The 12,844-nt window shown below is 72.4% G+C and carries 10 protein-coding genes; 5 read left to right on the forward strand and 5 right to left on the reverse strand.

The genetic code is table 11. From position 1 onward, the window contains the following. On the reverse strand, positions 1–662 hold a 662-nt coding region (locus DEJ21_RS16400), incomplete at its 3' end, for a YitT family protein (protein ID WP_111225318.1). A 61-nt stretch (positions 663–723) separates the two neighbouring features. Here DEJ21_RS16400 and DEJ21_RS16405 point away from each other — a divergent pair. The 3 genes from DEJ21_RS16405 to DEJ21_RS16415 all read left to right on the forward strand — a co-directional run bounded on the left by DEJ21_RS16405 (position 724) and on the right by DEJ21_RS16415 (position 6,516). Continuing rightward, positions 724–2,175, forward strand: a complete 1,452-nt coding sequence (locus DEJ21_RS16405) for a PLP-dependent aminotransferase family protein (protein ID WP_258375118.1) — start codon at positions 724–726, stop codon at positions 2,173–2,175. A gap of 127 nt (positions 2,176–2,302) precedes the next feature. Then, a complete protein-coding gene (locus DEJ21_RS16410) occupies positions 2,303–2,977 on the forward strand; it encodes a DUF6518 family protein (protein ID WP_111024961.1) in 675 nt (224 codons plus the stop codon). A gap of 77 nt (positions 2,978–3,054) precedes the next feature. Further along, positions 3,055–6,516 carry an efflux RND transporter permease subunit gene (locus tag DEJ21_RS16415; RefSeq protein WP_111225320.1) on the forward strand — a complete coding sequence of 1,154 codons (3,462 nt, stop codon included), beginning with the start codon at positions 3,055–3,057 and terminating at the stop codon, positions 6,514–6,516. Here the strand turns inward: DEJ21_RS16415 and DEJ21_RS16420 are convergent. Together DEJ21_RS16420 and DEJ21_RS16430 are read right to left on the reverse strand one after the other, a co-directional pair. Continuing rightward, complete coding sequence (locus tag DEJ21_RS16420) at positions 6,513–6,809, reverse strand: hypothetical protein (protein ID WP_111225321.1); 297 nt, start codon at positions 6,807–6,809, stop codon at positions 6,513–6,515. The genes DEJ21_RS16415 and DEJ21_RS16420 overlap by 4 nt on opposite strands. A 179-nt stretch (positions 6,810–6,988) precedes the next feature. Further along, entirely contained in the window at positions 6,989–8,005 is a 1,017-nt protein-coding gene (locus tag DEJ21_RS16430; RefSeq protein WP_146247823.1) for an alpha/beta hydrolase, read from the reverse strand. Positions 8,006–8,111: 106 nt separating this feature from the next. On the opposite strand from DEJ21_RS16430, the gene DEJ21_RS16435 reads away from it, so the two are divergent. Together DEJ21_RS16435 and DEJ21_RS16440 are read left to right on the forward strand one after the other, a co-directional pair. After that, positions 8,112–8,966 carry a polyphosphate kinase 2 family protein gene (locus tag DEJ21_RS16435; protein WP_181433175.1) on the forward strand — a complete coding sequence of 285 codons (855 nt, stop codon included), beginning with the start codon at positions 8,112–8,114 and terminating at the stop codon, positions 8,964–8,966. 270 nt (positions 8,967–9,236) lie between these two features. After that, entirely contained in the window at positions 9,237–11,423 is a 2,187-nt protein-coding gene (locus DEJ21_RS16440; RefSeq protein WP_111225324.1) for a DEAD/DEAH box helicase, read from the forward strand. 217 nt (positions 11,424–11,640) lie between these two features. Here DEJ21_RS16440 and DEJ21_RS16445 read toward each other — a convergent pair whose 3' ends face one another. Beyond that, on the reverse strand, positions 11,641–12,150 hold the full coding sequence (locus DEJ21_RS16445) for a DinB family protein (protein WP_111034010.1): 510 nt from the start codon (positions 12,148–12,150) through the stop codon (positions 11,641–11,643). A 36-nt stretch (positions 12,151–12,186) separates the two neighbouring features. Next, positions 12,187–12,765: a MarR family winged helix-turn-helix transcriptional regulator gene (locus tag DEJ21_RS16450; protein ID WP_111225325.1), complete on the reverse strand. Its 579-nt coding sequence runs from the start codon at positions 12,763–12,765 to the stop codon at positions 12,187–12,189. Between the last annotated feature and the right edge of the window lie 79 nt (positions 12,766–12,844).

Raw genomic sequence — 12,844 nt, forward strand, 5'->3', positions numbered from 1 at the left:
GTGGGGCGGGCCTCCAGGGTGGGGGTGGCGACGTTCGCTGCGGGCGCTGCCGCCGTGCGCTCGGGACTCCACGGGAACCGGCGGAAGGAGGGCATGAGCGGCTGGACCATCGGGCCGATCGCGAACGCCGCGATGACGGTGCCGGCACCGACGTCCCCGCCGAGGATCCACCCGACGATCACGACGGTGACCTCGACCAGGGTCCGGGCGAGCCAGATCGGCCAGCCGAGCCGCTGGTGCAACCCCACCATCAGGCCGTCCCGCGCCCCGGTGCCGAAGCCTGCACCGATGTAGAACGCGGTCGCGACCGCGAGCAGCACGAGTCCCGCGGTGAACAGCCCGATCCGGGCGACGATCCCCGACGGCTCCGGCACCAGCCAGAGCACCAGGTCGGCACTCGGACCGATCGCCAGGGCGTTCAGCAGCGTCCCGATGCCCGGCTTCTGGCGGAGTGGGATCCACAGCAGCAGGATGACGCCGCTCGACACCACCGTGATGACGCCGAACGACCACGGCACGACGTTCTCGAGCCCCTGGGTCAGCACCGTCCACGAGCTCACACCGACCACCGCGCGGACCTGCAGTGCGGTCGACGCGCCGTAGAGGAACAGTCCGACGAAGAGCTGGACGAAGCGCAGGGTGAGGGCGGTGCGACGGGGCATGTGGCCATCGTCCCGACAGATTGGCCTGCTGGTCGAGAGCCAATCGCGCTACCGTGGACCCGTGCCCCCTGTCCTGATCAGTGCCCGCGCCGCCGCCCACCTGCTGACCGACTGGCGCGCCGGGACCGACGCCCCGGCCTACGAGGCGCTCGCCGATGCCCTCCGGGTCCTCGTCATCGACGGACGGGTCGCCCAGGGCGTCCGGCTGCCGGCCGAGCGTGGCCTGGCCGCAGCCCTCGGCGTCTCGCGCACCACCGTCGCGAACGCCTACGCCCGCCTGCGCTCCGACGGGTTCCTGGTGTCCGTCCGTGGCTCCGGCAGCGTGGTCCACCTGCCCCGTGACCTGGTCGGCCGGCCCGACCCCGAACGCCTGGGCGGGGTCGTCGAGGGGGACCTGCTCGACCTGCGCAAGGCGGCCCTGCACGCAGCCCCCGGCATCGACGAGGCGGTCGAGCGGGCGGTCCGGCACGTGCCCGCGGCGCTCGCCGGGATCGGCTACGACACCGTCGGCGACCCCGGCCTCCGCGCCGCGATCGCCGCGCGCTACACCGAGCGCGGACTGCCGACGGAGCCCGCCCAGGTCATCGTCACCCTCGGCGCGCAGCACGCGATCGCCTTGCTCGCGCGCGTGCTCGTCCGCCGTGGCGACGCCGTGCTCGCCGAGTCCCCGACCTACCCGCACGCGCACGAGGCCTTCCGCGAGGCCGGCGGCCGCTTGGTCGGCGTCCCCGTCGACGCGCGGACGGGGTGGGACGCCGCCGCGCTCGAGACGACGCTGCGTCGCACCGCGCCCTCCGTCGCGTACGTCATGCCCGAGCTCCACAACCCGACCGGTGCGACCATGTCCGCGTCGACCCGCCGGCTCCTGCTGTCGGTCGCGTCTTCGGTCGGCACGATCGTCATCGCCGACGAGACGATGGGGGAGCTGCGGATCGACGGGGAGCCGTCGCCGCCGTTGGCGGCGGCGGACCCGTCGGGGTCGTCGGTCGTGATGATCGGGTCGGCCGCCAAGGTCTTCTGGGGCGGCCTGCGGATCGGCTGGATCCGTGCCGACCCGGCGCTGCTGCAGCGGCTGCTGCTCGCCCGCCCGACGGGCGACCTCGGCACCCCCGTGCTCGACCAGCTGGTCGTGCGCGAGCTGGTCCCGCGCACGGCGGCCGTCCTGGAGGCGCGGCGTGCGTCCCTGCGCGAAGGTCGCGACGCGGTCGTGGGGGCGCTCCGGGCGCGGCTCCCGGAGTGGGACGTCCCGGCGCCGGCGGGCGGGTTGACGACGTGGGTGGGGCTCGGCCAACCGGTGTCGAGCGCGCTCGTGCTCGCCGCGCGGGCCGAGGGTGTGGTGCTGGCCTCGGGCGGGGTGTTCGGGCCGGACGGGGGGTTCGAGCGGTTCCTGCGGGTGCCGTTCACGATGGCCCCGGCCGATCGGGGGCGGTTGGTGGACGTGCTGTCGCGGTCGTGGGAACGGGTGGGCGGCGAGACGAGCGGGGTGCGGGGGTCGTTGGCGGCGGTGGTCTGAGACGTGCGTCGTCCGGGGGTCGGCGTCGTCCGCCGGGCTCGGCGTCATCCTCTGGGGTGAGGCCGGGTCGGGGGTTCTCGCTCCTCGGGGTGATGCGGCTCCGGCGGGATCCGGCGAGGCTGGTGCCATGAACGCGACCCTGTCCGCCGGAACCCGCTCCGCTGTGCCGACGTCCGTCGAGCCGCCCGCGGCGGTCCCCGCCGTGGTGCGGGTCACCATCGCGCTGAGCGGGGCGTTCCTGGCGGGCGTCCTGACCTCGTTCGGGCAGGCGGTACCCGCACTCGCCTCCGTGTCGAACTCGGCCGGGCCGTGGTTCCTCGTCGCCGCGCTGCTGTGCCTGGTGGCCGGAGCACGAGGGGGCCGGGTCGCCCTGCCGCTGGCGATGGTGCTCGGCGTCGTGCTCCTCGAGCTCATGCACGTCGGGTACTGGGCCACGACGGTCCTGCGTGGGTTCCCCGACGTGCTGTCGATCACGAACCCCTGGGTGCTGCTCGGGGTGCCGGCCGGGCTGCTGGCCGGAGCGGCCGCCGTGGCGGTGCGGTCCCGCGAGGCCCGGTGGCGCGCGGGGGCGCTCGGTGTGACGGCCGCGGTGCTCGTCGGCGAGGGGATCCGCGGGCTGCTGCAGGTCGCCGCGACGACGGGGCACGTCACCTGGGCCGTCGAGATCGTCGTCGGGGTGGTGCTCCTCGGCATCGGGGTCGTCGGCACCCGCTCACCCGTCGCGCGCGTGGTGGCGCTCGGCACCGGGGTGGTCGGGACGGTCGCGGTGCTCGGGGCGTACCTGTTGCTCGGCGGGTTCTGACCCTGCAGTCCTGATCCGACGGCGGGTTCTGGCTGCCAGCCGAACGTTCGTCGGTCGGTCCTGCGAGGATCGATGCCGTGCACCTCCTCTCGGTCTTCAGCCTGCGCAACCGGGCCCTCATCGCGCTCGTCACGATCGTGGTCGCGGTCTTCGGCGGCATCGCGCTCTCGAGCCTCAAACAGGAGCTGATCCCCAGCGTCGAGTTCCCGCAGGTCGCGATCGTCAGCGCCTACCCCGGAGCCACGCCAGAGGTCGTGTCGAACGACGTCTCGACCGAGATCGAACAGGCGATCCAGGTCGTCCCGGACCTCGAGTCGACCAGTGCGACCTCGTCGACCGGCCAGAGCGTGGTGTCGGCGTCGTTCCAGTACGGATCGAACCTGGCCAGTGCCGAGGACAAGATCCAGACCGCGGTGAACGCGCTGTCGCTGCCCGACTCGGTGCAGACGCAGATCGTCACCGGGTCCTTCGACGACCTGCCGGTGCTGCAGGTCGCCGTCTCGGCGTCCGGCAACCAGGAACAGCTCGTCGACCGGCTGCAGGCCTCGGCGATCCCCGACCTCGAGAAGCTCGACGGCGTGCGGCAGGCGGACGTCTTCGGCAACCCGGGTCGTCGCGTCGTCATCACGCCGGACCAGGACGAGCTCGCCGCGCGCGGCCTCAGCCAGACGGCGATCTCCGACGCGCTCGACGACAACGGCACCCTGATCCCCGGCGGAACCATCACCGAGGACGGCTCGACCCTGTCGGTGCAGACGGGCGAGCGGATCGCTTCGCTCAAGGACATCCGCGCCCTGCCACTCACGAGCTCGTCGAGTTCGTCCGGTTCGGACGGGTCCGGGTCGGGTGCCGCCGGTGCCGACGGGACAGCCTCGTCCGGTGACGGCACGGCGGCGGGTGCGGCCGGTACGGGGGCGACCGGCGCCGGTGCGACCGGAACCGGTACGGATGCGACCGGTGCCGCGCCCACGGGTGACGCCGCGACGGGCGGGTCGACGACCGCGGCCACGCCGACGGACACCACCCTGGGCGACGTCGCGAAGGTCGCCATCACCGAGTCGCCGCGCACCTCCATCAGCCGTGTGGACGGGCAGCAGGCCCTGACGATCTCGATCACGAAGACGCAGGAAGCCAACACCGTCGACGTCTCGAACACCGTCCGCGACGCCCTGCCCGGCATCGAGGACAAGATCGAGGGCGACCCCCGCTTCACCGTCGTCTTCGACCAGGCGCCCTACATCCAGCAGTCCATCGACTCCCTGGCCGAGGAAGGCCTGCTCGGGCTCGCCTTCGCGGTGCTCGTCATCCTGGTCTTCCTGCTGTCGTGGCGCTCCACGCTCGTCACCGCGATCTCGATCCCGACGTCGGTGCTCCTCGCCGCGATCGGCATGCGCGCCGCCGGGTACACCCTCAACATCATCACGCTGGCGGCCCTCACGATCGCGATCGGCCGCGTGGTCGACGACTCCATCGTCGTCATCGAGAACATCAAGCGGCACATGCTCCCCGGTGTCGACCGCGGCCAGGCCGTGCGAGACGCCGTGCGCGAGGTCGCCGGAGCGGTCACCGCCTCGACCCTGACGACCGTCGCGGTGTTCCTGCCGGTCGCCTTCGTCGCAGAACTCGTGGGGGAGCTGTTCCGACCGTTCGCCGTGACGGTCACCCTGGCGCTCGTCGCGTCGCTGTTCGTCTCGCTCACCATCGTGCCGGTGCTGGCGTACTGGTGGCTGCGCCCGCCGAAGGCGAAGCCGGGCGACGCGACGGCGGCAGCGGAAGCACCCACGGACGCGGAAGCGGCACCGTCGGCGATCGATGCCGAGCGCGCGCACGAGGGCGACCGCTCGGAGGGTGCGCTCGCCTCCGCCGCGGACCTGCACGACGCCGGCCGGGTCGACCGCCTGCGCCGCGTCTACCTGCCGGTGCTCCGGTGGGTCGTCCGCAAGCCGGTCGTCGTCATCCTGCTCGCCGTGATCGTGCTCGGCGGAACGGTCGCCACGCTGCCGTTCGTCACCACGAACTACCTCGGCGACTCGGGGCAGAACACGTTCACGGTCACGCAGGACCTGAAGGCCGGTTCGAGCCTCGCCGTCCAGTCCGAGTCCGCACGCAAGGTCGAGCGGGCACTGCAGGACGTCGACGGCGTCGAGACCGTGCAGACCACCATCGGCACGAGCGGCCAGTCGATCCAGGCGGCGTTCGGCGGGAGCGGCAGCGCCTCGGTGCAGTACGCCGTCACGACCGACGCCGAGGCCGACCAGCCCACGATCCAGGCCGACGCCCGGAAGTCGATCGGGAAGATCAAGGACGTCGGCGAGGTCACCATCGCGTCCTCCGGCGGCGGGTTCGGTGGCAGCAGCGACATCGAGGTCGACGTGACCGCGCCGACCCAGTCGCAGCTCGAGACGGCGTCGCGCCAGGTACTGAAGACCATGCAGTCGGTCCCGGACACCACGGGCGCCACGAGCAACCTGTCCGCCGCAGAACCGTTCCTCGCCGTCCGGGTCGACCGCCAGGAGGCAGCGTCACTCGGCCTCACCGAGACCCAGGTGGGTGGCCTCGTCGCCGCCGCGGTCTCGCCGCGGGACACCGGCAGCATCGAGATCGACGACGCGACGCTCGACGTCTACATCGCCGACCCGGAGCCGCCGACCACCATCGCCGCGCTCCGTGCCCTCGACGTGCCGACGAGCACCGGCACGGTCCCGCTGTCCGACGTCGCCACGGTCGAGGAGTCCGAGGGCCCCACCACCGTCACCACGACGAACGCGGCCCGCACCGCCACGATCACCGTGACGCCGGACGCCACGAACCTCGGTGCGGCCGTGCAGTCCGTCACGACCGCCGTCGACGAGCTCGACCTGCCGAAGGGTGCGACCGCCTCGATCGGTGGCGTCGCCGCCAGCCAGTCGTCGGCGTTCTCGCAGCTCGGGCTCGCGGTGCTGGTCGCCGTGCTGATCGTCTACGTGATCATGGTCGCGACGTTCCGGAGCCTGCTCCAGCCGCTGCTGCTGCTCGTGTCGGTGCCGTTCGCGGCGACGGGCGCGATCCTGCTGCAGATCGCGTCGGGCGTGCCGATCGGTGTCGCGTCGCTGATCGGTCTGCTCATGCTCGTCGGCATCGTCGTGACGAACGCGATCGTGCTCATCGACCTCGTCAACCAGTACCGACGGCGCGGGTTGCGGGTGCGCGAGGCCCTGATCGAGGGCGCCACACGACGCCTCCGTCCGATCCTGATGACGGCGATGGCGACGATCTTCGCGCTGCTGCCGATGGCGATCGGGCTGACCGGCAAGTCCGGCTTCATCTCGCAGCCGCTGGCGCTGGTCGTGATCGGTGGCCTGGTGTCGTCGACGCTGCTGACGCTCGTGGTGCTGCCGGCGCTCTACTTCGTGGTCGAGCGGGCTCGCGAGCGCAACGACGACCGGATCGCCGCGGGCAAGACCCGGAAGCAGGCGCGCGCTGAGCGACGCCAGGAACGCGTGGAACTCCGGCAGGAACGACAGCGGCGACGAGCGGCGCGTTCCGGCAGCGCTGCCTAGCGGCGGTACTCGGCGTCGATCGCGGCGAGGGGCGAGACGACGACGCGCTCGGTCCGCTCCTCGCGCTCGACCGCTCGGAACCACGACACGAGCACCAGGGTCAGCGTCACGAGGAACACCACGGCGGCGGCCTGCGACACGACGGCCAGCTGTCCGGTGACCGAGGCGTAGCCGCCGAACGACACCGCGGCGACGAACGACAGCCCGAGCAGCAGCTCCCCGAACGTCTGCAGCGCAGGGCGGTCCCAACGGGTCGCAGCGGCGCGGGCAGGGCGGGTCGAGGTGTCGGTCACCCCCGAAGTCTGCGGCCAGGGGGTCGGCAGCGGCAGTCCCGACTCCGGGTGGCACCCACCCGGGGCACGCGGTCGGTCTCCTGCGCCGACAGCCGACAGCCGACAGCCGACAGCCGACAGCCGACAGCCGACAGCCGACAGCCGACAGCCCCAGTCGGCAGCGGGTCGGCCGCCCGCGGTCAGCCCAGCTGCGTCCCCAGGAACGTGACCACGCGGCGGCTCATCGCCTCGTCGAGCTGAGCGATCGAGTGGGCCGTGCCCTCGACCGCCACGAACGTCACCGGGACGTCGTGGGACCGGAGCGTCGCGGCGAACTCCTGCGACTCCCACATCGGGATGAACTCGTCGGTGGAGTGCCCGATGAAGAACGGCGCGGTGTCCGGGGTGACGTGGAACTCCGGCGACGCCCGCGTGGCTGCCGGACACCTGGCGTACGACCGGCACCCGAGGTAGAGCAGCTGCTTGCGCTGGAAGGCCGCGGACACCCCGTCGGGCTCGGTGGACCGGGTGGTCAGGTTCGTCGGCCCGCTCAGGTCGACCACGGCACGGATCCGGTCACCGTCGGCGTACGCGGCGGAGTCGTGGTCGGTGACGGCGAGCATCGCGGCGAGGTTGCCGCCGGCGCTCCCGCCGAACACGCCCACACGCTGGGAGTCGACGTCGTAGGTCTCGAGTGTCGCGGGACGGAACACGTAGTCGAGCGCCCGGCGCACGTCGTCGAGCCCCGCCGGGAACGGGTCCGTCGGCGCCAGCCGGTAGTCGACGTTGAACGTCACGAAGCCCTCGGACGCCAGGTACTTGCACACGGACCGGTACGCGGCCGTCGCCTTGTCACCGTGCGACCAGCTGCCGCCGTGGATCATCAGGACCGCCGGGCGTCCGGTGGTGGCCTCGAGCGCTTCGGCATCGGGGTCGGCGGTGGCCGAGGCTGACGGCGTCGCGGTGGGCGTCGTCGTCGTCGCGGGGTCGCTGTCGGCGGGCAGGCACACGTCGAGGCGCTGCAGCGGGTCGGTGCCGTAGGGCACGTCGGCCACCACGTCGATGCCGTGGTACCGCAGCGACAGCGGGTAGATGACGCTGTCCGCGGTCACGGTGGCGTTCTCGTCGCCGACCGGGTCCGTGCTGCAGGACGCCATCGCGCCGAGCGCCACCACCGCGGCGACGAGCGCGAGCACTGAGCGGCGGCCGGACTTCATCACGTCCACGCTAGCCGCCCCGGCGACCGCCCACGTCACCCGAGCGGAGGATGGCAGTGCGAGGATGAGCACGGCAGCCGCCGACCGGAGCACCGCAGGAGGACACGTGAGCAATCGCAAGGCCTGGAACGCCGATCCCGAACCACTGCTCCGCGTCGAACCCGGGTTCCGCCTGGACCAAGTGGACCCGGACGGCACCCCGGGCTTCCCCGGCCGCAAGATCGACGGCCTCGAAGCCCTCGCCGCCGGCGCCTCGCGTCTCGCCGCCCTGCAGGAACGCCTGTACGCGGCATCGACGGCCGGCGACGAGCGCCGGGTGCTGCTCGTGCTGCAGGCGATGGACACCGCGGGCAAGGGCGGCATCGTCTCGCACGTCGTCGGTGCGGTCGACCCGAACGGCGTGCACTACGCCGGCTTCAAGGCCCCGACGGCCGAGGAGCGCGAGCACGACTTCCTCTGGCGCATCGAGAAGCAGCTGCCGGCAGCCGGGCAGCTCGGCGTGTTCGACCGCTCGCACTACGAGGACGTGCTCGCCCAGCGGGTCCGTGGGCTCGCCGCGCCGGACGAGATCGAACGCCGCTACGGCGCGATCACCGCGTTCGAGGACGGCCTCGCCGCCGCCGGCACGACCATCGTCAAGGTGATGCTGCACATCTCGAAGGACGAGCAGCGCGAGCGTCTCGGCGACCGGCTCGACCGCCCCGACAAGCACTGGAAGTTCAACCCGGGCGACATCGACGACCGCCTGCTCTGGGACCGCTACCAGCAGGCGTACCAGATCGCCCTCGACCGCACGTCGACCCCGCAGGCGCCCTGGTACGTCGTCCCCGCGAACCGCAAGTGGTACGCCCGCCTCGCCGTGCAGCAGCTCCTGCTCCGGGCGCTGGAGGACATGCACCTGTCCTGGCCGAAGGCCGACTTCGACGTCGCCGAGCAGCGTCGTCGGCTCGCGGAGTCCTGAGCGCACGACCCCCGGCCTGGAGGCCCGTCCCGCGCCCGGCACGCCGTCGTCGGACCGCGTGGGGCTGGCGTCAGGGCACCGGCTCGCGTAGACTCGCTCGGTCGGCCTTCGACGTCGTGACATTGTGATCACGGAAATTCTGCTGGGTGTGTGTTGCTCGAGGGCTGGAATCACGTCGACTCGCGACGGGATGAACCCCCTCTCCGCAAGCAGCCCCCGCCGATGTCGCTGTCGGGCGCTGCGGTACGTTGCGCACCCGAGAAAGCAGCCATGGCCCCGTACAACAAGGGCGGCGCGGACAACCGCGCCTCCGACCGCGTCCGCCACCCGAACGGCACCCCCGCCGCCCGCAGCAGCAAGCACCGCGGGTTCCGCGCCGCCGACTCGTCGCAGCCGCGTCAGAAGCAGCGCTGGGACGCCGAGGAGCGTCGCGGTCGCGCGTCGCAGGGCGAGCGCCCGGCCCGTCCGAACTGGGAGCCGCGTGACAGTGGCGGCCAGCGTCGCCCCGACCGCGACGACCGTGGTCGCGGCTACAACCGCGACGCTCCCTACTCGCACGGCCGTCCCGACGCTCCGCAGGCTCCGCGTCGCGCCGGAACCGGCTCGCAGGGGCCCAGCGCCCCGCGTCGCTTCGATCGTGACGACCGTGCTCCGCGTCGCTCAGATCGTGACGACCGCGCGCCCCGTCGGGACAACGACGACCGTCCCCGTCGCTTCGACCGTGACGACCGTGCGCCTCGTCGTGACAACGACGACCGTCCGCGTCGTTCGTTCGACCGCGATGACCGCGCTCCGCGTTCGTTCAACCGTGACGACCGTGCACCGCGCAGCTTCAACCGCGATGACCGTGCGCCCCGTCGTGACAATGACGACCGTCCGCGTCGCTTCGACCGTGACGACCGTGCGCCCCGTCGGGACAACGACGACCGCCCGCGTCGTTCGTTCGACCGCGACGACCGCGCGCCCCGCAGCTTCAACCGTGACGACCGTGCGCCGCGTCGTGACAACGACGACCGCCCGCGCCGTTCGTTCGACCGCGACGACCGCGCTCCTCGTTCGTTCAACCGCGACGACCGTGCGCCCCGTCGGGACAACGACGACCGTCCGCGTCGCTCGTTCGACCGCGACGCTCCGCGCAAGTTCGACCGCGACGACCGCAGCGACCGCACCCCGCGCCGCTCGTTCGACGAGCCCGAGCGCGGCAAGTTCGTGCCGGCCGACGACGTCAAGCTCGAGAAGCTCCAGGCCGAGGCCACCATCGCGGCCGACGTCGAGGGCGTGACCTTCGGCGACCTGGGCATCGGTGGCAACATCTCCCGCGCCCTGCAGGAGCTCGGCGCCTCGAGCCCGTTCCCGATCCAGGCGGCGACGATCCCCGACGTGCTCGCCGGCAAGGACGTCCTCGGCCGTGGCCGCACCGGCTCCGGCAAGACCATCGCCTTCGGTGCGCCCCTGGTCGAGAAGCTCATGGAGCACGGCGGCGGCACCAAGCGCAAGATGGGCCGCGCCCCGCGTGCGCTCATCCTCGCGCCGACCCGTGAGCTCGCCCTGCAGATCGACCGCACCGTGCAGCCCATCGCCCGTTCGGTCGGCCTGTTCACGACGCAGATCTACGGCGGCGTGCCCTACGGCCGTCAGGAGGGCGCGCTCGAGCGCGGCGTCGACATCATCGTCGGCACCCCCGGCCGTGTGCAGGACCTCATGAACAAGGGGAAGCTCGACCTCAGCGAGGTCATCATCTCCGTGCTCGACGAGGCCGACCACATGTGCGACCTCGGGTTCCTCGAGCCGGTGCAGGAGATCCTCTCCGCCACGGCCGAGGTCACCCCGCAGGGCAACCGCGCGCAGAAGCTGCTGTTCAGCGCGACGCTCGACACCCAGGTCGCGGCGCTCGTCGAGCAGTTCCTGCACGAGCCGAGCGTGCACGAGGTCGCGGGTGAGGACCAGGCGTCCTCGACCATCGACCACCGTGTCCTCGTGGTCGAGCAGCGCGAGAAGGACCGTCTGCTCGAGGAGCTGGTCGCCGGCGACGGCAAGACCATCGTCTTCGCCCGGACCCGCGCCTACGCCGAGCGTCTGGCCGACCAGTTCGAGGACGCCGGCATCCGCGCGACCTCGCTCCACGGCGACCTGAACCAGTCGCGCCGCACGCGCAACCTGCAGCTGCTCACGAGCGGCCGGGTGAACGTGCTCGTCGCCACCGACGTCGCCGCCCGCGGCATCCACGTCGACGACGTCTCGCTCGTCGTGCAGGCGGACGCCCCGGACGACTACAAGGCGTACATGCACCGCTCCGGCCGCACGGGTCGTGCCGGCAAGGAGGGCACGGTCGTGACGATCGTCCCGCGTGGCCGCATCCGCAAGATCGAGGGCATCCTCGAGCGCGCCGAGATCGAGGCGGACCTGGTGCAGGCCGCACCCGGTGACGGCATCGTGTCGGAGCTCGCCGCGCGCTAGTCGCGACCACACGACGGACGGGAGGTGGGCCCCACCCGCCGGTACCGGCGTGACGCGCCAGCGGCACGACGGCCGTGACGGGAGGGACGGTACCAGCTGGTACCGGGCCTCCCGTCCGTCACATGGTGAGCACCAATGGTCGGGTCGCGACGTCGGACCCGACCATTCCTGCTCACGAAGCGACCGCGCGACCGCGCGACCGCGCGCCCCCGCGCGCTCAGCGGTTGAAGAACAGCAGCCCGCGCACGAAGCCCGCCTGTCCGGCGTGCTGCGTGCAGTCGTCCAGGATGCTGACGAGTCGCGCGCCGGCCGTGACGGGCGGGTCCCACGCGTCGTCGACGACGGGGTCGAGGTCGTCCGGGCCGAGCGTGCCGAGGTACGCGACGGTGCGCTCGTGCACCGCGCGCAGGTACCCGGTGAGCAGCTCGGCAGAGGCCCGCACCCGACCGACGTCGTCGCGGGACATGCCGTAGCCGAGCGCCTCGGCCGGGAACGGCAGCCCGAACCGGTCGTACCAGCCGTCCGCCGTCCAGACCTGCTCGGAGCCGGCGAGCTCCGCGATCTGCACGTCCTGGCCGCGGGCGATGTGCCACGCGAGCCACGCCAGGGTGTTCGCCCCGGCTGCCGGTCGTGCCGCGAGCTGGTCTTCGGAGAGCCCGTCGACGGCCCGCTCGACGGTCTCGGGGATGCGGGAGAACGCTTCGGTGAGGAGTTCAGAGGGGGTCATGGCGCTCACGCTACGCGCGGGCCGTGACACCGGCTGTCACGCTGTGGACGACCGGTGGTGGCGTTCCAGGGCGGCGGCGAACCCCTCGAAGGCGGCCGCGACCACGGCGCGGTCCGCCGGTGCGACGACCTGCTGGAACGCCTGCGAGTAGACGGCACCGACCTCGCGGGCGACCGCCGTGCCCGAGGGCGTGAGGTGCAGCAGCACGCTCCGGCGGTCCTCGGGGTTCGGGCGACGCTCCAGGTGTCCGTGCTTCTCGAGCCGGTCGATCAGCGACGTCATCGCCCCGGTGGTGAGCTCGAGGTACTCGCCGGCCTGCTTCGGGGTCACGCCGTGGCCGCCGGCTGCGTTGAGGAAGAACACGAAGCGGGTGTCCGTGGCGTTCAGTCCGCGGCTCGTGCTCTCGTGGTGCAGGACCCGTGCGTGCTGCATCTGGAGCACCCGGAACGCGGTGAGCAGTCGCGGCAGGTCGGCGTCGGGGTCCGTGGCGAGGGTGACGGGGTCCATCGCGGTGACGTCGGGCGACATCGGTGCCGGCGGTGTGGTGGGGGCGACGCGTGCCGCGGGGACGGCGGGTGCGTGCGGGGGGAGGACGACCGGGTCGGTGTCCGTCATGGGAGCTCTTCTCGGGTACAGGGTGGGAAGTTCAGTCAACAAGTAACTCACTCGTCAAGATACCCCCATCAGTGGGGAC

This window comes from Curtobacterium sp. MCSS17_006 (assembly GCF_003234215.1).
GTDB lineage: Bacteria > Actinomycetota > Actinomycetes > Actinomycetales > Microbacteriaceae > Curtobacterium > Curtobacterium flaccumfaciens.

Excerpts from the sequence above, each read along its gene's own strand:
- DEJ21_RS16410 (WP_111024961.1), top strand. The coding sequence starts at position 2,303 with ATGAACGCGACCCTGTCCGCCGGAACCCGCTCCGCTGTGCCGACGTCC.
- DEJ21_RS16445 (WP_111034010.1), bottom strand. The coding sequence starts at position 12,150 with ATGACCCCCTCTGAACTCCTCACCGAAGCGTTCTCCCGCATCCCCGAG.
- DEJ21_RS16440 (WP_111225324.1), top strand. The coding sequence starts at position 9,237 with ATGGCCCCGTACAACAAGGGCGGCGCGGACAACCGCGCCTCCGACCGC.
- DEJ21_RS16450 (WP_111225325.1), bottom strand. The coding sequence starts at position 12,765 with ATGACGGACACCGACCCGGTCGTCCTCCCCCCGCACGCACCCGCCGTC.
- DEJ21_RS16430 (WP_146247823.1), bottom strand. The coding sequence starts at position 8,005 with ATGAAGTCCGGCCGCCGCTCAGTGCTCGCGCTCGTCGCCGCGGTGGTG.